The 19,277-nt window shown below is 69.6% G+C and carries 17 protein-coding genes, 2 tRNA genes and 1 pseudogene; 12 read left to right on the top strand and 8 right to left on the bottom strand.

What is annotated here, in order from left to right; genetic code table 11:
• Nucleotides 1-164 precede the first annotated feature (164 nt).
• From EPA64_RS04970 to EPA64_RS04960, 3 genes and pseudogenes are all read left to right on the top strand, one after another.
• Nucleotides 165-1,421, top strand: a complete 1,257-nt coding sequence (locus EPA64_RS04970) for an aspartate kinase (RefSeq protein WP_134725161.1) — start codon at nt 165-167, stop codon at nt 1,419-1,421.
• Nucleotides 1,422-1,498: 77 nt separating this feature from the next.
• Nucleotides 1,499-3,749, top strand: a pseudogene (locus EPA64_RS04965) (phosphoenolpyruvate--protein phosphotransferase).
• 245 nt (nt 3,750-3,994) lie between these two features.
• Entirely contained in the window at nt 3,995-4,387 is a 393-nt protein-coding gene (locus EPA64_RS04960; RefSeq protein WP_167626590.1) for a GFA family protein, read from the top strand.
• 34 nt (nt 4,388-4,421) lie between these two features.
• Here the strand turns inward: EPA64_RS04960 and EPA64_RS16245 are convergent.
• A tRNA-Ser gene (locus EPA64_RS16245) sits at nt 4,422-4,514 on the bottom strand.
• A 198-nt stretch (nt 4,515-4,712) separates the two neighbouring features.
• On the opposite strand from EPA64_RS16245, the gene EPA64_RS04955 reads away from it, so the two are divergent.
• The 3 genes from EPA64_RS04955 to EPA64_RS04945 all read left to right on the top strand — a co-directional run bounded on the left by EPA64_RS04955 (nt 4,713) and on the right by EPA64_RS04945 (nt 6,525).
• Nucleotides 4,713-5,138: a hypothetical protein gene (locus EPA64_RS04955; RefSeq protein ID WP_134725159.1), complete on the top strand. Its 426-nt coding sequence runs from the start codon at nt 4,713-4,715 to the stop codon at nt 5,136-5,138.
• Complete coding sequence (locus EPA64_RS04950) at nt 5,101-5,634, top strand: site-specific integrase (protein WP_134725158.1); 534 nt, start codon at nt 5,101-5,103, stop codon at nt 5,632-5,634. Before EPA64_RS04955 ends, EPA64_RS04950 begins: the two co-directional genes overlap by 38 nt.
• Before the next feature lie 681 nt (nt 5,635-6,315).
• On the top strand, nt 6,316-6,525 hold the full coding sequence (locus tag EPA64_RS04945; protein ID WP_134725157.1) for a helix-turn-helix transcriptional regulator: 210 nt from the start codon (nt 6,316-6,318) through the stop codon (nt 6,523-6,525).
• Between the two features lie 1,878 nt (nt 6,526-8,403).
• Here the strand turns inward: EPA64_RS04945 and EPA64_RS04940 are convergent.
• A tRNA-Arg gene (locus tag EPA64_RS04940) sits at nt 8,404-8,480 on the bottom strand.
• An 82-nt stretch (nt 8,481-8,562) separates the two neighbouring features.
• Nucleotides 8,563-9,963: a sensor histidine kinase gene (locus tag EPA64_RS04935; RefSeq protein ID WP_134725156.1), complete on the bottom strand. Its 1,401-nt coding sequence runs from the start codon at nt 9,961-9,963 to the stop codon at nt 8,563-8,565.
• A 266-nt stretch (nt 9,964-10,229) separates the two neighbouring features.
• On the opposite strand from EPA64_RS04935, the gene rpmH reads away from it, so the two are divergent.
• From rpmH to EPA64_RS04910, 5 genes are all read left to right on the top strand, one after another.
• Nucleotides 10,230-10,364 carry a 50S ribosomal protein L34 gene (gene rpmH, locus EPA64_RS04930; protein WP_073061402.1) on the top strand — a complete coding sequence of 45 codons (135 nt, stop codon included), beginning with the start codon at nt 10,230-10,232 and terminating at the stop codon, nt 10,362-10,364.
• 83 nt (nt 10,365-10,447) lie between these two features.
• Nucleotides 10,448-10,891: a ribonuclease P protein component gene (rnpA, locus tag EPA64_RS04925; RefSeq protein WP_134725457.1), complete on the top strand. Its 444-nt coding sequence runs from the start codon at nt 10,448-10,450 to the stop codon at nt 10,889-10,891.
• The gene (gene yidD, locus EPA64_RS04920) at nt 10,888-11,127 is read left to right on the top strand and encodes a membrane protein insertion efficiency factor YidD (RefSeq protein ID WP_134725155.1); all 240 of its coding nucleotides are present in this window, start codon (nt 10,888-10,890) and stop codon (nt 11,125-11,127) included. The genes rnpA and yidD overlap by 4 nt, the downstream gene beginning before the upstream one ends.
• Before the next feature lie 130 nt (nt 11,128-11,257).
• Nucleotides 11,258-12,151, top strand: coding sequence for a tRNA 2-thiocytidine(32) synthetase TtcA (gene ttcA, locus EPA64_RS04915; protein ID WP_134725154.1), 894 nt, complete (start codon nt 11,258-11,260; stop codon nt 12,149-12,151).
• A gap of 59 nt (nt 12,152-12,210) precedes the next feature.
• Nucleotides 12,211-13,488: an EAL domain-containing protein gene (locus EPA64_RS04910; RefSeq protein WP_134725153.1), complete on the top strand. Its 1,278-nt coding sequence runs from the start codon at nt 12,211-12,213 to the stop codon at nt 13,486-13,488.
• A 33-nt stretch (nt 13,489-13,521) separates the two neighbouring features.
• Here EPA64_RS04910 and EPA64_RS04905 read toward each other — a convergent pair whose 3' ends face one another.
• From EPA64_RS04905 to EPA64_RS04895, 3 genes are all read right to left on the bottom strand, one after another.
• On the bottom strand, nt 13,522-14,382 hold the full coding sequence (locus EPA64_RS04905) for a carbon-nitrogen hydrolase family protein (protein ID WP_167626606.1): 861 nt from the start codon (nt 14,380-14,382) through the stop codon (nt 13,522-13,524).
• A gap of 175 nt (nt 14,383-14,557) precedes the next feature.
• A complete protein-coding gene (locus tag EPA64_RS04900; RefSeq protein WP_134725151.1) occupies nt 14,558-15,139 on the bottom strand; it encodes a GNAT family N-acetyltransferase in 582 nt (193 codons plus the stop codon).
• Nucleotides 15,136-15,543, bottom strand: coding sequence for a ketosteroid isomerase-related protein (locus tag EPA64_RS04895; RefSeq protein ID WP_134725150.1), 408 nt, complete (start codon nt 15,541-15,543; stop codon nt 15,136-15,138). Before EPA64_RS04895 ends, EPA64_RS04900 begins: the two co-directional genes overlap by 4 nt.
• A gap of 144 nt (nt 15,544-15,687) precedes the next feature.
• Here EPA64_RS04895 and EPA64_RS04890 point away from each other — a divergent pair, with 144 nt between their 5' ends.
• Nucleotides 15,688-17,061, top strand: coding sequence for a phosphohexomutase domain-containing protein (locus EPA64_RS04890; RefSeq protein ID WP_134725149.1), 1,374 nt, complete (start codon nt 15,688-15,690; stop codon nt 17,059-17,061).
• A 26-nt stretch (nt 17,062-17,087) separates the two neighbouring features.
• Here the strand turns inward: EPA64_RS04890 and EPA64_RS04885 are convergent, their stop codons facing one another.
• Nucleotides 17,088-17,762 carry an ABC transporter ATP-binding protein gene (locus EPA64_RS04885; protein WP_134725148.1) on the bottom strand — a complete coding sequence of 225 codons (675 nt, stop codon included), beginning with the start codon at nt 17,760-17,762 and terminating at the stop codon, nt 17,088-17,090.
• A gap of 7 nt (nt 17,763-17,769) precedes the next feature.
• Nucleotides 17,770-19,277 (bottom strand): KpsE/RkpR family capsule polysaccharide export protein (locus EPA64_RS04880; protein ID WP_246026614.1); only part of this gene is annotated, 1,508 nt, incomplete at its 5' end.

The following is a 19,277-nucleotide window of genomic DNA, read 5'->3' as shown; positions in this document are numbered from 1 at the left end:
GCTGCACACCCGGTCGAGTGAGCGTGTGTTTAATGTGCGTTTGTAACAATTCATAACGAAATCGTGGACCGGGCGGATTTTACCCTGCGTCGCGCGGCCCTTGCCCTCGAACCGGCCCGGCCCTAATAGCCTGCCGTCCGATCCTGGCGACTGGGGGGCCATGAATGCCGCTTCTGGTGATGAAATTCGGCGGCACGTCCGTCGCCGACCTGGACCGCATCGCGAACGCCGCCCGCAAGGTGCAGCGCGAGGTCGAGCGCGGCCACGACGTCATCGTCATCGTCAGCGCCATGTCGGGCAAGACGAACGAGCTGGTCGGCTGGGTCGAGGGCACGTCGCGCCTGTATGACGCGCGCGAATACGACGCCGTCGTCGCCAGCGGCGAGAACGTCACCGCCGGGCTGATGGCGCTGCGCCTGCAGGAAATGGGCGTGCCCGCGCGCAGCTGGCAGGGCTGGCAGGTGCCGATCAACACCACCGCCCAGCACAGCGCCGCCCGCTTCGTGTCGATCCCGCGCGCCAACATCGACCAGAAATTCGCCGAAGGCATGCGCGTCGCGGTCATCGCGGGGTTCCAGGGCATCGGGCCGGACGGGCGCGTGACGACGCTGGGGCGCGGCGGGTCCGACACCACCGCCGTCGCCTTCGCCGCCGCCTTCGGGGCAGAACGCTGCGACATCTATACCGACGTGGACGGGGTCTATACGACCGACCCGCGGATCAGCCGCAAGGCCCGCAAGCTGGAAAAGATCGCCTTCGAGGAGATGCTGGAACTGGCCAGCCTCGGCGCCAAGGTGCTGCAGACCCGCTCGGTCGAACTGGCGATGCGCTACAAGGTGCGGCTGCGGGTGCTGTCCTCGTTCGAGGAAACCGATGAAACCAGCGGCACGCTGGTCTGCGATGAGGACGAGATCATGGAATCCAAGGTCGTTGCCGGGGTCGCCCATTCGCGCGACGAGGCCAAGATCACGCTGGTCACGGTCGAGGACCGCCCCGGCATTTCCGCCGCCATCTTCGAGCCGCTGGCCCAGGCGGGCGTGAACGTGGACATGATCGTCCAGAACATTTCCGAACGCGACTACGAGGATCATCCCGGCGCGGTCACCGACATGACCTTCAGCTGCCCGGTCAACCAGGTCGAACGCGCCCGCAAGGCGATGGAGGACGCGCGCGCCGCGGGCCTGATCGCCTATGACGAGCTGGCGGTCGATGACGACGTGGCCAAGGTGTCCGTCGTCGGCATCGGGATGCGCAGCCATGCCGGCGTCGCCGCGCGCATGTTCCGGGCGCTGGCTGATGAAAACGTCAACATCAAGGTCATCGCCACCAGCGAGATCAAGATTTCGGTGCTGATCGACCGCCGCTATATGGAACTGGCGGTGCAGGCGCTGCATGATGCGTTCGACCTTGACCGGACGTGACCGGACAGGGCGGACGCGGCGACGCGCCCGCGGCCCGCGCCGCTGACGCGGGCGTGACCAGAAAGGGCTGACGGCCGATGCCGCACCGGGTGGAAAGCGATTCTCGCAAGCTGCTGCGGCGGCTGCGCGACACGCTTGCCGCGCCCGGCGGCGGTCAGGACCGGCTGGACAGCATCACCCATCACATCGCGGATTCGATGGGCACGCAGGTCTGTTCCATCTATCTGTTCCGCGACCCCGACACGCTGGAACTGTGCGCCACCGAAGGGTTGCGGCCGGAATCGGTCCACAAGACCCGCCTGCGCCTGGGCGAGGGGCTGGTCGGCCGCGTCGCCCGCACCGGCCGCCCCCTGAACACCGCCAACGCGCCCGCCGAACCCGGCTTCCGCTTCATGCCCGAGACGGGCGAGGAGGTGTTTCCGTCGTTCCTGGGCGTGCCGATCCAGCGCGTCGGCGAAAAGCTGGGCGTCGTCGTCGTGCAGTCGCGCGAGGCGCGCGAGTTTTCGGACGACGAGATCTATGGGCTTGAGGTCGTGGCGATGGTGCTGGCCGAGATGGCCGAACTGGGCGCGTTCCTGGGCAATGACGCCCAACCCTCGACCCACCGCTTTCCGGCGATGATCCGCGGCGCGACCGGGCAAGAGGGCGCGGCCGAGGGCCAGGTCTGGCTGCACGAGCCGCGGGTGGTGGTCACCAATCCCGTGGGCGACGACCCCGACAAGGAACGCGCCCGCCTGACCGAGGCGATGGCCATGCTGCGCCGGTCGCTGGACGAGATGCTCAGCAGCAACGCCATCCCCAAGGGCGAAGGCGCCGAGGTGATGGAAACCTATCGCATGTTCGCCCAGTCGCGCAGCTGGCTGCGGCGGATGATCGACGACATCGAACGCGGCCTGTCGGCCGAGGCGGCGGTGGAAAAGGAACAGCTGCAGGCCCGCGCGCGGCTGGAAAGCTCGGCCGATCCGTATCTGCGCGACCGGCTGCACGATCTGGACGACCTTGCCTATCGGCTGCTGCGCATCCTGACGGGGCAGGGGCGCGACACCGGGGCCGCGATGCCGGCCAACCCGGTTCTGGTCGCGCGCAACATCGGACCGGCCGAGCTTCTGGATTACGGCCGCCGCCTGCGCGGCGTCGTGCTTGAGGATGGCAGCGTCGGCAGCCACGCCGCCATCGTCGCGCGCGCTGTCGATCCCGCTGGTCATCCACGCCGCCCGCGTCACCTCCGAGGCGCTGAACGGCGACACGATCCTGGTCGATGGCGACAGCGGCGTCGTCCACCTGCGCCCCGAGGATTCCGTGGCCGCCGCATTCCGCGACAAGATCGCCATGCAGGCGGCCGCGCAAAGCCGCTATGCCGACCTGCGCGGCCTGCCGGCGACGGCGCGCTGCGGCGGCACGGTCGGGCTTTACATGAACGCGGGGCTGATGGGCGACCTGCCCAGCCTGGACGGGTCGGGCGCCGAGGGCGTGGGCCTGTTCCGCACCGAGCTGCAGTTCCTGACCCGCACCCGCGTTCCCCGCCGCGACGAGCTGGCGGGCATGTATCGGCGCGTGCTGGACAACGCCCACGGCAAGCCGGTGGTCTTCCGCACGCTGGACATCGGGTCCGACAAGGTTCTGCCCTATATGAAGCCGCAGGACGAGCCGAACCCCGCGATGGGCTGGCGCGCGATCCGCGTGGGGCTGGACAAGCGCGGCGTGCTGCAGATGCAACTGCAGGCGCTGATCCGCGCCGCCGCGGGGCGCGCGCTGCACGTCATGTTCCCCTTTGTCGCCGAGGAAAGCGAGTTCACCCACGCCCGCGCCATGCTGGACCACCAGCTGGAACGCGAGGCGGCGATGGGCCGCGAGCTGCCGACCGCGATACAGGTCGGCGCGATGCTGGAAACCCCGTCGCTGGCCTTCGCCTCGCCCGCGTTCTTTCGCCAGTGCGATTTCGTGTCGATCGGCGGCAACGACCTGAAGCAGTTCTTCTTTGCCGCCGACCGCGAGAACGAACGCGTGCGGCGCCGCTACGACACGCTCAGCGTGCCATTCGTGGCGCTGCTGGCGCAGATCGTCGACCGCTGCGCGCAAGCCGGCGTGCCGCTGAGCTTCTGCGGCGAGGACGCCGGCCGCCCGGCCGAGGCCGCGACCTTCGCCGCGCTGGGGCTGCGCCGCCTGTCCATGCGGCCCGCGTCGATCGGCCCGGTCAAGTCGCTGATCCGCCGCATCGACCTGTGCGAGCTGCGCGGGCTGATCGACGCGGCCCGCGACGAGGGCGTGGGCAACCTGCGCCCGGTCGTGACCGCATACCTCGCGCGGGCGGCGGACACCCGCAGCTAGGACGGGCGGGGGAGCGTCCTGTTCGCGACCTGCAAGGCTCGTTGCCGAGACCTGAGCGTCGGACACCCGCAGCCGGGACCGGCGGGGGGTGTCCCCATTGCGCTGCCATGCCCGTTGCCGAGACCTGGCGCGCGCTTCGGGCACCCCGCGACGGCGCAGGGGCATCCTCATCGCGTCGCGCAAACCAGTTGATCGCGCGGCGTTCCACTGCATCATCGGACCAAGGGGTTCAGGGGGGGGGCGGCATGGACCGGTTCAGCGGGGGTTGCCTGTGCGGCAGGGTGCGCATCGTGGCGGTGGGGCGGCCCTATCGGGTGGGGCTGTGCCACTGCATGGACTGCCGCAGGCATCACGGGGCGCTGTTCAACGCGTCGGCAATGTTTCCACAGGATGCGGTGACCGTGGACGGCGAGACCCGCGACTTTGCCGGCCGGCATTTCTGCCCGCACTGCGGATCGTCCGTGTTCGCGCTGAGCGGGGATGAGATCGAGGTGAACCTCGGCTCGCTGGACGCGCCCGATCAGCTGGTTCCGACCTATGAAAACTGGACCATCCGCCGCGAAGCCTGGCTGCCGCCGTTCCCCGTCACCCGCCGATATGAACGGGATCGCGACCCCACCAGCCGATACGAGAACTGACGGAAGGTGCCCCGAAGGGCGAGTGATGAGGAAATGGCGGACCCGGAGCGATTCGAACGCCCGACCCCCAGATTCGTAGTCTTAGGGGACAGCCTGTCACCGGGTTTCGCCCAGTTTCACCACGCCCTTTTTTCGATATCAAAACATTAGGTTATACGTATCCCGGATTGCAGCGGCTTGCACCTGATTGCTTTGTTGGTGGTAGCCCGGTGGTAGCCCAAGGGGGTGTGCGTGTCGGATAGGGTCAAGATCACCAAGCGGGCGGTTGACGCAATGAAGGGCGCGGCCGTCCGCTATGTTGCATGGGATACCGACTTGGCCGGGTTTGGTCGGGCCAGTCGCGGCGCATCGCCTCGATCAGGTCGCGGGTCTGGAACCCCACGCGCGCGAAATTGCCCGACGCTGGGCGGCCGAAGTTGCGGCAGGGCGCGACCCGGCCGGGGAAAAGCAGGATCGCCGGGCGATGCCAACGGTCGCCAACCTGATGCGGTCTTATCTCGACAGCCATGTGAAGTTGCGGAACAAGCCCAGCACGGGTGCTTATGTCCGCGATCTGGTGGAGCGCATCATCTGCGCCGATCCGATTGCCAAATTGAAGGTTGCCGACGTGGTGGCAGCCGATGTTGCTCGCCTTCAAGCTCGCCTTTCGGAAACCCCAACCACGGCCAATCGGGTTCGTTCTGCCCTCTTCACGGCCTTCGGCTTAGCGGAACATGGGGCTATCGCCCCCAGAGGTTCAGAAATATCCTGAAAAGGCCAAGGAACGGTTTCTGTCCCCGATCGAGTTCGCAGCCCTTGGCGATGCGCTTGACAAGGCGGAGCGCGGTTGCCTCCAGATCGAGGAAGGCGGCAAGATGCGCTTGCGAACCGTCACCAAGTCGGCCGTAGCAGCCATTCGCCTGATGATCCGGGCAGGCGCCCGCCGGGGTGAAATCCTGGGGCTGCGGTGGGAATGGATTGACTGGCAGGCTGCGCATGTTTCCTTGCCCGACAGCAAGACAGGCAAAAAGCGTATCCTCTTGATCCCTGCCGCCTTGGCCGTTCTGAATGGACTTGACCTGCCCAGCAACGGCAGCGGGTATGTTATCCGCGGCGGCGATGGGACTGACCCCGAGGTTCCGCTGGTCAATATCAAGGACTCCTGGGGCGCTGTCCGACTGGCTGCGGGCCTACCCGACGTGCGGATACATGACCTGCGGCACTCTTTTGCTTCGGTGATGGTACGGGTGGCATGTCCTTGCCGATGATTGGCGCCTTGCTGGGGCACAGCGATGCCAAGCACACGGCGATATGCCCACTTGGCTGCCGATCCATTGCGCGCGGCCGCAGACAAGGGGGGCAGCACCATCGCTGGCCATCTTAACGCTGGCAAAGGGGGCGCGGAGGTTATCGCCATGCGCAGGCGCCAGTAAATTCGCCGCGCGTGGCCTTGCAGTGATGGATACGGGTGACATCGGCCGGGGCAAGGCAGGTGCCGGGAGGCTGGATAGCAAGGGCGGCGTTCCCCGGCATGTGCCCTTGTCAAACAAGGGTGGTAGTGCAGCCCGGCTTTGTCTGTGAGGTGCCATCCCGAAAGATCGCCCCGCACCCGTCACCGCCGATATTCGTTTGTCGTGATGGCGTAACCTTTTCACCCATTCCGATACTGCTCTGCCTTGGTTGTCTGGTTAGTTAGGGCATAGGGAGTTGCGGCCCGCACTATCGCCTCGCAGACTCGAAGGGGCGAGATACTGCCCAGAATGCACCCTGTTCGCAATCGCATCCTTGCCCGCAGCAGTGTGCTCATTTTGTGAAAACCTGTTCGCAAATAATCAAGCGCGACCGTTTGCGGTCAACAATGTGCATGTTTCTGATTTTATCGCCATGCAACCCAAGCAAAGGTCATGCGATGTAAGGATGCCCATGTAATCCCATGCAAGGACCATGCCATGACCGAGATTGATCTTCACCCCGACAGGCTTTTGACGCGGCCGGAAGTGGTTTCGCACTTTGGCCTGTCGCAGTGCCTCCTGGAGGGTTCCCCTGTCCGAGGGGACGGGCCATCGATGATTAAGATCGGCAGATCGGTGCGCTACAATGTGGCCGACCTGCGCGCGTGGATCGGTGCCCGCCGGGTCTATTCGACATCAGGCTTGTAATCGTCATGCGTCAGAACGGCGACTCCCGGCGCCGTAGCCGCGTCCCCGCATTCGAGGAATTGAACCCCTGCTGCCTCCAGCGTCAACCGGACAAGCTTTATGGTGGACGCCTTGCCGCTGCCCCGGTCCAGCCTATTCAGCGTATTGCGGTGCAAGCCCGTCATGCGGGCCAAATCAGGAAAAGGGGATGCTGCACTGCCCGGCCGCGTGTTGTTGATCGGTCGCGCCCGTTCGCCTGCCCTTGATCCTTCCGCCGCCGTGCCGCGCCAGGCAGACTGGTTGTGGCGCGCTTGGCAAGCTGGGCTGGAACCCTGCCCTGATCTTCCCGCCCTTGCCCGGGTGCCCCAGCGGACCGGCCCGCTGGCCTGGAACTTGTAATGGACGTGGCTGGCGCAACTTCCGGCCCTACGCTGTTGGTCGGTGCCCATGCGCCCCAGCCTTCCGCCGCCCTGCCTGCTGGCCCATCTGCCGGTGCCAGATTTTGGGCTGGGGCGATCATGCCGAAACCGGCACTGCGACGGCCACGGCCGCGCCAACCGGGCGCAGCGCCTGATGGATTGGGACGCGGGCGTGCGCCCGGCCGGTCCTGTGCGGGCACCATCGGCCCGGTCCGTCCGCAGTCCAGTCTTAGCCGCCCCGTCGCGCGGGGCCGGGCTGCGGCCTGGGCGGGAAGCGGCATCCTGGCGCGCCCTTCGCTGTCCTGTGTCCCGGCTTTCCGCTTGGCCTCCGGCGGCGTGTCTGAAAGGGCGGGCCTTTCTGCCCGTGCGCTGCGGTCCCAGCCTGGGAGCACGGCCGCTGCAAAGCACGATCCGCGGCCGCTACCCTGCCCGCCGGTTTCCCTTTCGTTCACCGCTACCGACCCGCTGCCCTTGACCTGTTCCGCTGTGCCGCGCTTGCCTGCCGTTTAACGATCCTGCGGCCGCCATGCGCCGCGGTGTGTCGGGGGGGGGCCGCGCCGCGGCATGACTGCGGTCCAAATCCGCCTGCCCCCGCCGCAGCCCGATCCTGCCCTGCCAAGGCCCGCAATGCCCAGACAGTGCCGGCAGGGAAGTGAGGCACAAGGTGCGTTCGCCGCAACCTGGGGCCGCCTCGATGAATAGGCGCGGCCGTCTGCCCGGCCTGCCCGCCTCCGTCACCGCCGCCCGGCTCCCCATAGGGCACAATCCTGCCCGGCCGTCCGTCGTGCCCGATCCTGCCTGCGGTGCGGGGCTGGAGTGTCAACAAAGCACACCTCAATGGAAATCCCGTGATTTCGGGATCACATCAACATCGCGCGGGTGTGTCTGTCGGCTGGCAGGGATGGGGCGGTTTACTTCGTCAGCGTGCGACATGGGCGGAGCNATTGCAGCGCCAACCAAGCGCAGCCCTGACGGATTTCATCCGCAGCACCGACCCGCTGCCCTTGACCTGTTCCGCTGTGCCGCGCTTGCCTGCCGTTTAACGATCCTGCGGCCGCCATGCGCCGCAGCACGACTGAGGCCTAACTTTTCCGCTCCCGCAGCAGCCCAATCCTACCCCTGCCCAAGGCCCGCAATGCCCAGGGCAGTGCCGGCAGGGAAGTGAGGCACAAGGTGCGTTCGCCGCAACCTGGGGCCGCCCCGATGGATAGGCGCGGCTGTCTGCCCGGCCTGCCCGCCTCCGTCACCGCCGCCCGGCTCCCCATAGGGCACAATCCTGCCCGGCCGTCCGTCGTGCCCGATCCTGCCTGCGGTGCGGGGCTGCAAACCGGCCGACAGAATCACCGCTCGCGCCACAACCGCAGAACGCCGGGCCAAGCAAGCCCGCCTGACAGGTGGAGGGCTTCAATCGAAAACTTGCTTAGTGGTAGCCCGCAAGAAAAAAGGGCCGAGGCAGCGATGCCTAAGCCCTTGTTTCAAATGGCGGACCCGGAGCGATTCGAACGCCCGACCCCCAGATTCGTAGTCTGGTGCTCTATCCAGCTGAGCTACGGGTCCGTCGTAGGGCGGCTAACTAATCAAGGCGCGCGGGGTCCGCAAGGGCAAAAACGGTCCGGCGCAAAGATTGCGGCGCGCGGGGTCAGGCGTCCATGTCGCGGGGCAGGTGGACCATGAACTCGGTGCCGTCGTCGCCGGTGCGGACCAGTTCCAGCCGCCCGTTGTGGCCGCGCACAAGGTCCGCGGCGATGGCAAGGCCAAGGCCGGTGCCGCCCTTGCGGATGCCGCCGGTGAACGGCTTGAACAGGTTCTCCAGCGCCTTTTTCGGCAGGCCCGGGCCGGTGTCGCCGACACGCAGCCACCACTGCGTCTCGTCCTCGCCGGCGCCGATCTCGATGGTGCCGGGGCGGCGGGTCGCCTCGATCGCCTGGCGGGCGTTGCGCGACAGGTTGGCCAGCACCCGATACAGCTGGTCGCGGTCGGCGCGGATGGTCAGCCCGGCGGGGATGTCGGTCACGAACTCGACCCGGCAGCCGACGTCGGCGGCCTCGGCGGCCAGCTGCTCGGCCTCGATGACGTCGGCGACCAGCGGGGCCAGGTGGAACAGCGACAGCGCGGGCGGCGCCTCTTCGGCCTTGCCGAAGGCCAGCGTCGTCTCGCACAGGTTGACGGCGCGGCTGATCGACCCGACCAGCTTGGGGGCGGCGCGGCGCACGGCGGGGTCGGCGCTGGATTCCAGCCGGTCGGCCAGGATCTGACCGGTGGTCAGCACGTTGCGCAGATCGTGGCTGATCTTGGCCACCGCCTGCCCCAGCTGGGCCAGCCGCTCGCGTTGTTTCAGCGACGCGGTGACGGTGCGCTGCATCGCGGCCAGCGCGGTTTCGGCGGCCCGCACCTCGGCCATCGAGGCCGCGGGGCTGATGATGGTGCGCGCATCGTCCGGCGCGGCGGCATAGGCGGTCATGTGGCCGATGACGCGGCGGATGGGGCGCACGATCAGGCGCTGCGCCGCAAGGTTCAGCAGCAACGCGGTCAGCACGGAAAACGCCGCCGACAGCGCCAGCAGCCGCAGCGCAAAGTCGATCATCGCGGCGCGCATCGGCGCGGTGTCCATCGTGATCTCGATCAGCTGCCCGCCCTGACGCACCGGCGCGCCGATGACGCGGATGATCTCGGGCGCGGGGTTGCGCAGCCGCGCCATCGTGTCGCGCACCGCATGCCAGTAACCCGCGTCGCGCAGGTCGATGGTCGAGGTGATCGGCCCCGGCAGCGGCGACGACAGGACCAGTTGCCGGATGTCGTCGCGGCGCAGCACGACGTTGAAGACGCCCGCGTTCTCAAGCAGTTCGCTTTCCAGGTCGGCGGCGATCGATTCGTCGGTCGCCAGCAGCGCGAGACTGGCGATCTGCGCCCGTTCCAGCCGCGTTTCCAGATAGTCGCGGCGGTGATTCGTGACCGATGGCACAAGGATCAGCACCTCGGCCATGATGACGAACACCACCGTCAGAAAGGCGAACCGGCCAGAGAGAGTGTTGAAGTTCATGACGTCCCGTATCGCCGCGCTCTCGCCAGCGGGGCAATGCGGCGTGCCGACCGGCGTGTGCGGTTCAAACAAATGTGATCGCGCCGGGGTTCCCTGCCCATGCAGTGCGCGCGAGACCGGCGCGGTCGCGGATGATTTCGGCCCCGCTGGCGCGGGTGGCGGTTGACTCGGCGCGGCGGGGCGCATAGTGGGCGGGCTTCGCATCACCGGCGCGTCTGCGGTGGGCCTGCCGCCCATACCCTGCGCGCTCGTCACGGAGCAAGACGATGAAACGCACTTTCCAGCCGTCGAACCTGGTTCGCGCGCGCCGGCACGGCTTCCGCGCCCGCATGGCCACCAAGGGCGGCCGCCGCGTCCTGAACGCGCGCCGCGCCAAGGGCCGCAAGGTTCTGTCGGCCTGATCCCTTCGGATCAGGTCGCAGTCCTGGCTGGCCAGATGGCCGGCTTGCCGATCCTGCCCGACACCGACCCGACCGGCCCTGACATGGACCGCGCCGGGTTTTCGTCGTCTGACGGCGCCGCCGCGCCGCGCACGGCGCTGACGACGCTGCAAAAGCGCGCCGATTTCCTGCGCGCGGCGTCGGCCCGCAGGCAGGGCACGGCCGGGTTCCTGCTGCAGGCGCGCCCGCGCGGGCCAGCCGACGCCGCGGCCCCCGATGCGCTGCGCGTCGGTTTCACCTGTTCCAAGAAGCTGGGCAACGCCGTCGCCCGCAACCGCGCCAAGCGCCGCCTGCGGGCGCTGGCGCGCGCGGTGCTGCCCGCCGGTGGCCGCCCCGGCTGGGATTATGTGCTGGTCGGCCGCCCCGACGCGACGGCCAGCCGCGATTTCGCCGCCCTGCGCGAGGATCTGGCGCAGGCATTGCTGCGCGTCCACGCCGACGACGCCACCCGTTCGCGCCCGCCCGGCCCGAAACGGGGGCGCAAGTGACCCCGCTGGCCCGCATCGTGGCGCTGCCGGTCAGGGGATACCGCCTGCTGCTCAGCCCGTGGATCGGCCACGCCTGCCGGTTCCAGCCGACCTGTTCGGCCTATGCGCTGCAGGCGCTGGAACGCCACGGGGCCGTGCGCGGCACGGCGCTGATGCTGCGCCGGATCGGGCGCTGTCATCCGTGGGGCGGATCGGGCTATGATCCCGTGCCGCCGCGCGCCGGCAGCGACCAATGAGACGCCGGCCCCGCGCGGTCGTCCCCGGCCTGATCCTGACGCTGGCCGCGGCGGTCGCCCTGATCGCGCTGGGCGCGTTCGTTTTCCGCGCCACGGCACCGCTGCCGTGACGCAGCCCAAGGACACTGTGATGCTGGACGATTCCGACGACCCCGCCCACACCGACGAGATCCACCCGCTGTTCCGGGGGGCGCCGTCCTCGACCGAGTTTCGCAAGCTGCGCAAGCGCCTGGTGCGCGAGGTGCGCGCCGCCATCGAGACCTATCACATGGTCAACCCCGGCGACCGCTGGCTGGTCTGCCTGTCGGGCGGCAAGGACAGCTATACCCTGCTTGCAGTCCTGCACGAATTGCAATGGCGCGGCCTGCTGCCGGTCGAACTGCTGGCCTGCAACCTCGATCAGGGCCAGCCCGGTTTCCCCGCCACGGTGCTGCCGCAGTTCCTGACCGACCGCGGCGTGCCGCACCGGATCGAATACCAGGACACCTATTCCATCGTGAAGGCCAAGGTGCCCGAGGGACGCACCTATTGCAGCCTGTGTTCGCGCCTGCGCCGGGGCAATCTGTATCGCCTCGCACGCGAGGAAGGGTGCAGCGCCGTGGTTCTTGGGCATCACCGCGACGATATTCTGGAAACCTTTTTCATGAATCTGTTCCACGGCGGCCGGCTGGCGACGATGCCGCCCAAGCTGGTGAACGAGGATGGAGACCTGACCGTCCTGCGCCCGCTGGCCTTCGTGGCCGAGGCAGATTGCGACCGTTTCGCCCGCGCGATGAACTATCCGGTCATCCCCTGCGACCTCTGCGGCAGCCAGGAAGGGCTGCAGCGGATGCAGGTGAAAAAGCTGCTGGACGAGTGGGAAGCGCGCAGTCCCGGCCGCCGGCAGGTGATGTTCCGCGCGCTGACGAACGTGCGCCCCTCGCACCTGCCGGACCCGGCGCTGTTCGACTTTGCCGCGCTGGCGACGACGATGACGGACGCCCCGGCGGCCAGCGACGTCCCCATCCTGCGCGACGGCGTTTAACGGAACGAAAAGGGAAAACTGCTAGAACGCCCCGGACGAGGATCAGAATCGGGGCGATCATGGGCGGGATACTGGGTCGGCTGACAGCGTGGGCGCCGCGCCCGCGGCATGCGGACCGCGACTGTCTGGCGCTGGTCCTGCGGATCGACAACATGGCCGCGCTGTCGCGCTGTCTGGGGGCGGCGGTCGTGGCGGGCCTGCTGGGGCAGGTCGCCTCGCGGCTAGCCTCGGGCCTGCGGCTGGGCGGCGCGATCCAGATGGATCAGGGCGGCCATCTGTGCGCCCTGCTGTCCGCGCGCCAGTCCCGAGGGTCTGCGCGGGTGGCCCTGCGGGTGCAGGCGCTCAGCCATGCGGGGTTCGACCTGCCGCTTTTCCCGGTCAGCCCCCAAATCTCGGCGGTGCTGGTCCGTGGCCCCGCGCATGTCGGCCCGACCGCGCTGTTCGACGCCGGGCGCCGTCACCTGGCCCGCCACGCGGCCCCGGCGGGCGCTGGCGTTCCCGTGGTCGACTGGATCGCCGCCGCCGGGCGGCCGGTCCCGCCGCGCGCGGCCCGGCGGGCGCCGATCGACCCCGCGCAGGCCGAGGTGCGGTTCCAGCCCCAGCTGTGCTGCCACACCGGCGCAGTCACCGGCTTCGCCGCCGTGCCCCGCCTGCGTCACCCGCCGCGCGGCCTGCTGGACCCGGCCGACGTGCGGCCGACGCTTTCCCCGTCCGACCGGCTGGCGCTGAACGCCGCGGTGCTGACCCAAGGACTGGCCGCCCTGCGCCACTGGGACCGGGCGGGCCATGCCGTGGGCACCGTCTCGCTGGGCCTGTCGCCGGCCGACCTGTGCCAGCCGCGGCTGGCGGAAATGCTGCTGTGGGAACTGGACCGGCAGGACATCGCGCCCGCGCGCCTGGTGATCGAGGTGCGCGAGGCGCCGCCCCGGTCCGACGGGTCCGATCACGCCAGCGCCAACCTGCACCGCCTGACCGAGGCCGGGTGCCGCATCGACCTGGACGGGTTCGGCACCGGCCACGCCAGTCTTGAATCGATCCGCCGGCTGCGCGTCCGCCGGGTCAAGATCGACCGCAGCTTCCTGCAGGGCTGCGACCGCGACCCGGCGCAGCAGCGCATGATCCTGGCGATGCTGGCGCTGGCCGACCATCTGGGGCTGGAGACGCTGGCCGACGGGGTGGACAGCGGCGCCGAACGCGCCTTTGCCGCCCAGATCGGCTGCAGCCAGGTCCAGGGGCTCGCGGTCTCGGCGCCGCTGCCGCTGGACCGGACCGACGCGTTCCTGATCCGCTGCCGGGAACAGGCCGACGACATGCCGCGCCTGCGCCGCCGCGCGTGACCGGCCGGCCCGTGCGGCGCGGATCGCGGCACGTCAGTCCCCGACCCGCCCCCGCGCCGCGCTTTCCGGCCAATGGGCAAAGGGCAGCACCCGCCCGTCGCGGCGGCTTTCGGCCACGCGGTCCAGATCGACCGTCGCCTTGACCCAGCCGGCGCTGTCCATCCCTCCCTCGGCCACGACGCCGGAGTCCGGCCACAGCCCGTCGGGCGGCGCATAGATCGCCGCGCGGCCACGGTTCTCGTCGATCGCGGGGTTCCAGTCGCAGCGCCCGACCGTGGGGGCGTGGACGACGACGCACTGGTTTTCCAGCGCCCGCGCCATCGCGCCGATGCGGACCCGGTTGAACCCGGCAACGGTGTCGGTGCAGCTGGGTACCAGCAGGATCTCGGCCCCCGCCTCGGCCAGCGCGCGGGCCAGCAGGGGAAACTCGCTGTCATAGCAGATCACGATCCCCAGCCGCCCGACCGGGGTGTCGAACAGCCGCAGCCGGTCGCCCGGCGCGACGTCCCACGCCTCGCGCTCGAACCGGGTCATGATCTGCTTGTCCTGGTGCCCGATGCGGCCTTGCGGCCCGAACAGCACCGCGCGGTTGACGGGCAGCGCACCGCTGAACGCCGGGCCGGATGCGGCCAGGATGTGGCAGCCGTGCCGCGCGGCCAGCCCGGCGTGCAGCGCGTCGCGCGCGGGGGCGTGGTGCGCCACCTCGCGCAGCGAGGCCTGCAGGTCGCCCGCGACCGCCCGCCCGCCCAGCGACGCCAGCTCCATCGCGCCGTATTCCGGGAACACCAGCAGGTCGCAGTCGGCTGCCTGCGCCACCCACGTCTCGACCTTGGCGGCATAGGCGTCCCAGTCGTCGAACCAGTCGAACGGATAGGCGGCGGCGGCGATGCGGATGCTGCGGGTCATGGTCACTGGCCTTGATGGTTCATCAGGAAAGGTCGCCGCATCGGGATGCGGCAGGCAGAAACGCACGCGCCGGCGATGAAACAGCGGCCACCGCCGCCCGTCCGCCTCGGTTTCATCGTGGCCCAAATATCCCCGCCGGAGGCACCGGCCGCGCGCCCGGACGCTACAGCTGCTTGATCCAGAACTGCATCGGCTTTTCGGTCGCCACGCTGTCGCCCCGGTCGCGCCAGCCGAACTGCGCCACCGCGCCGGGCAGGGGGGCATAGCCGCGCCCGCGCCAGAAATCGTCCAGCGTGCGGTAATCCGCAGGCCGCGCGGGGTGTTCGTCGGGACGGACCACGGAACAGAACGCCGACCAGCGCCGGCCCAGCTTGCGGGCGTGATGTTCGCGCCCGTCGAAAAACGCGTGGCCCAGGCCGCGCCCGCGCCATTCCGGCAGCAGGACCGATTCGGCGCAGTAGAAGATGTCCTCCAGCCGCTCGGGACGGTCGGCAAAGGCGGCGGCGAACTCGGCCGCGTGGCGTTCCATCGGCGCGCCGGTCGCGGCCCCGATCATCCGGTCGCCGTCATAGGCCGCGATCACCACCGCCCCCGGTTCCCGATAGGCGCGCAGATAGGCGCGTTCATAGTCGGACTCGCCCTCATACAGATAGGGCCAGTCCCGGAAGACCGCCATCCGCAGCCGCGCCAAATCGTCCAGCGCGGCCGTGACGTCGTCGCCTGTCAGGGTGCGGATCAGGCTCATGATACCTGTCGTTCCCACTCGGCCAGGTTGTAATAGGTCGTCACCCGCGCGATCAGCCCGTCGCGCAGCGCAAAGAACGTGCCCGCGGGCAGGACATAACGCTGGCCGCGCGCCGGCGGCAGGCCGGGGTCGGTCTTCAGGTATTCGCCGTTGACCACGAACTCGGCCGCCGCGCGGGCCCCGTCGTCGCTGACAAGGATCACCATGTTCGTCAGCGTCTCGCGATAGCTGTCGGTCATATGCGCGCCAAAGTCGGCGAAACGCTGCTTGCCGTGGCGGATCTCGCCCTGGTTGACGTGATGCTGGATGTCGTCGTGGACCAGCGCCAGCATCGCGGCGCTGTCGCCCCGGTTGAACGCGTCATAATAGGCGGCAATCAGGGCGCGGGTTTCGGCGGGGGTCATGTCGGCTCCGTTCCTTTGGCGGATACGGTCTAGCCTACCGGCGCGCGGACGCCAGCCCCGGCCGCGCATCCCCGCCGAAAGGGGCAAGGCTTGCGGCGGCGCGCGCGGCGCGGCAAGCCTGTCGGGCAGCCACCGGGGGCAACCATGACCGCGCGACAGATCACCTGCTTCAAGGCCTATGACATCCGGGGGCGCCTGGGGACCGAACTGGACGAGGATGTGGCGTGGCGGGTCGGCCGCGCCTTTGCTGCCCGCCCGGACACAGGCCGCGTGGTCGTGGGCCGCGACGGCCGCGCCAGTTCGCCCGCGCTGGCGCGCGCGCTGATCCGCGGCCTGACCGAGGGCGGGGCCGATGTGCTGGATCTGGGCATGGCGGGCACCGAAGAGATGTATTTCGCCACCGCCCACCACCGCGCAGGCGGCGGGATCGAGGTCACGGCCTCGCACAACCCCATCGACTATAACGGGATGAAGCTGGTCGGCCCCGGCGCGGCCCCGCTGGACCCGGCGACCGACCTTGCGGCGCTGGCGGCGCGGGCGCAGGCGGGCGCGTTCCCGCAGGCAGCAGGGCCAGGCCGGATCATCGACGCCGGCGACACGCGCGCGGCCTATGCCGCCGCCATCTGCGATTTCGTGGACGCGGGGCGGCTGTCGCCGCTGCATGTGCTGGTGAACGCGGGCAACGGGGTCGCCGGTGCCGCGTTCGACGCCATCGCGGACGAGCTGGCCCGGCGCGGCGCGCCCTTGCGGTTCACCCGGCTGCACCACGACCCGGACCCCGCATTCCCCAACGGCATCCCGAACCCGCTGCTGCCGGAAAACCAGCCGGTGACGGCCGACGCGGTGCGCGCGGCGGGGGCCGACATGGGCGTCGCCTGGGACGGCGATTTCGACCGCTGTTTCCTGTTCGACGCGGACGGCCGCTTTATCCCCGGCGAGTATGTGGTGGGCCTGCTGGCCGCGGCCTTTCTGGCGCGTGAACCCGGCGCGCGCATCGTCCACGATCCGCGCGTCGTGCTGAACACCCGCGACGTTATCGCGACGGCGGGCGGGCAGGCGGTGCAGTCAAGGACCGGCCACGCCTTCGTCAAGCAGACCATGCGCGCCGCCAACGCCGTCTATGGCGGCGAGATGTCGGCGCATCATTATTTCCGCGACTTCGCCTTTGCCGACAGCGGCATGATCCCGTGGCTGATGGTGGCGGCGCTGATGTCGCAGTCGGGCCAGCCGCTGGCGGCGCTGGTCGGCGACCGCATGGCGCGGTTCCCCTCGTCGGGAGAGATCAATTTCCGCCTGGACGATCCCGACGCGGCCCTGTCGCGGGTGATCGCGCGGTTCGCGCCCGGCGCGCTGGCGCGCGACGACGCCGACGGCATCAGCCTGGAATATCCCGGCTGGCGGTTCAACCTGCGCCGGTCGAACACCGAACCCGTCGTGCGGCTGAACGTGGAAAGCCGGGGCGACGCGGCGCTGGTCGCGGACCGGGTGGCCGAAATCTCGGCGCTGCTGAACGCCTGAGCTGCCCCCGCCGTCAGCCCCCGCCCTCAGTCCCCGATCGTGTCGGGAACGCCCATGACGTATTCATGATAGGCGATGGCCTCGTCCACGTCCTCGAACACGGCAAGGTGGCCGCGGTCCAGCACCGCGCCCATCGTGCACAGGCGGCGGATCATCGGCATGGAATGGCTGACCACGATGGCCGACGACGCATCCATGCGGTCGGCGAACACGCGCTGGGATTTCTCGCGGAACTCGGCGTCGCCGACGCTGGTCACCTCGTCCACCAGATAGGTGTCGAACCGGATGCCCATGCTGCACCCCATCGCCAGCCGCGACCGCATCCCCGACGAATAGGTGCCGAAGGGCGCGTGAAAGCGCGGCCCCAGATCGGCGAAATCGGCGACGTAATCGACCAGCTCGTCGCTGTCGACGCCATAGACCCGCGCGATGAAGCGCACGTTCTGCGACCCGCTGAGGTCGGGGTGAAAGCTGCCCGCGAATCCCACGGGCCAGGAGATCGTGCCGTCCGACACGATCCGCCCCGATGTGGGCAGCGTCGTGCCGGCGATCATGCGCAGCAGCGTGGACTTGCCCGCGCCGTTTCGCCCCAGCAGCCCGACCGCCGCGCCCGTCGGGAAGACCGCGTTCAGGCAGTTGGCCACGACGCTGCGCTGGCCGCGCGCGCGATAGATCTTGGTCAGGTTTTCCAGCCGGATCATGCCGCGCCTAGCGCCGGTCGCGCACGCTGTAATAGACCAGCGTTCCGATGGACCAGATCGCCAGCGCCAGGGCCGCGCCCATCGCCAGCAGCCACCAGCGCGCCGGTTCCAGCGAGCGTTCGGCCGCCGACGGCGCGATATGCGCGGCAAGATAGCGCGACTGGCGCTGCGCGGCCTGCAGCGCGCCCTCATAGGCGATGCGGGCGGTCTGGTGCGCGGCCTCGGCGAACTCCTGATCGACCAGCAGTTTTTCGTATTCCGCGACAAGCTGGGCGTAATTGGCGCCTTCGGGCGTGTCGCCGCCGAACTTGGCGCGCTCTTCCTCGATCTGCGATTCAAGCGCGGCCACGCGCTTTTCGCCCTGGATCACGCGCTGGTCCTGGGGGCGCGCGTTCTGGCGCAGCTGGTCCAGCATGACCTGCGCTTCGGCCAGCTGGCCCTGCAGCGAGGTCATCACCGTCATCTGCGCGCCAAGGTCCGCCGTGGGGTCGATGATGCGGGACCGGACGCGAAAGGCGGTCATCGCCTGGCGCGCCTCGGTCAGGACGCGGCGGGCCTTGTCCAGCTCGGCCTCGGCCAGGCGGGTGGCGTCGGTGCGGGCCTTTTCCGAAAGGCTGTTCACCACGCGTTCGCTTTCGTCAAAGATTTCCTGCGCCACGGCCTGCGCGTCCTGCGGCGCGAAGGCGCTGGCCTTGACCGTGATGATGCCCGAGGAATCGTCGTAATAGATGCGGACCTGCCGGTGCCAGAAGCTGGTCAGATCCTCGATCGTGCCCGAGGGGTCATAGGCAAAGACAAAGTCGCGCGGCCAGGCGCGCGAAAACATCGCGCGCAGGTCCAGCGTCTCGTCGATCCTTGTGACCAGATCGGGCGAGCGGATGAAGTCGTAAAGGATGTCGGTGTCCGACGCCGTGCCGCTGCCACCCGCAAGGCTGGTCAGCCCGCCCAGCAGGTCGATCGAAGGGGCCTGATCCTCTTTGCGGACGGAAAACCCGACGGTCGAGGCGTATTGGTCGGCCGCCCGGTTCCACAGATACCAGCCCCAGACGGCGGTCGGGATCACGACGATGAACAGGAACGCGGCCAGCACGCCCCAGTGGCGGCGGCGGGCCGAGGCGGGCGCCACGGGCGGGCGCACCGGGCGGAAGACGTGGCCCGGCGGAAACGCCGGGGGCGGGGCGGCGGGCCGCGCCAGGGGGACGCCGGGCGCGGGTCGCACTGCGGGGGCGGGCGCGGCGGCCGGGGCAGGGGTGCCCGCCTGCATCGGCCGCGCGCCGGGGTTGGGGCCGGGTCCGGGGTTGGGGGCGCCAGCGGCAGCGGCGGGGTTCGGCACCGCGTTCGGCACCGCGTTCGGCACGGGGCGGGGACCGGCCGCGGGCTGCGCCCCCGGCCCTTGCGCGGCGGCGCGTGCGGCGGCGGCGGCGGTCGCCGCATCGGCCGGGGTCAGCCGTCCCTGCGGGGGAACCGGCGCGACCGGTCGGGCGGCTGCCGCGCCCGGCCCCGGCGCGTTCGCGG

It is taken from the genome of Paracoccus luteus, from assembly GCF_004522155.1.
Taxonomy (GTDB): domain Bacteria; phylum Pseudomonadota; class Alphaproteobacteria; order Rhodobacterales; family Rhodobacteraceae; genus Paracoccus; species Paracoccus luteus.
This window is presented reverse-complemented; position numbering and strand designations above follow the sequence as displayed.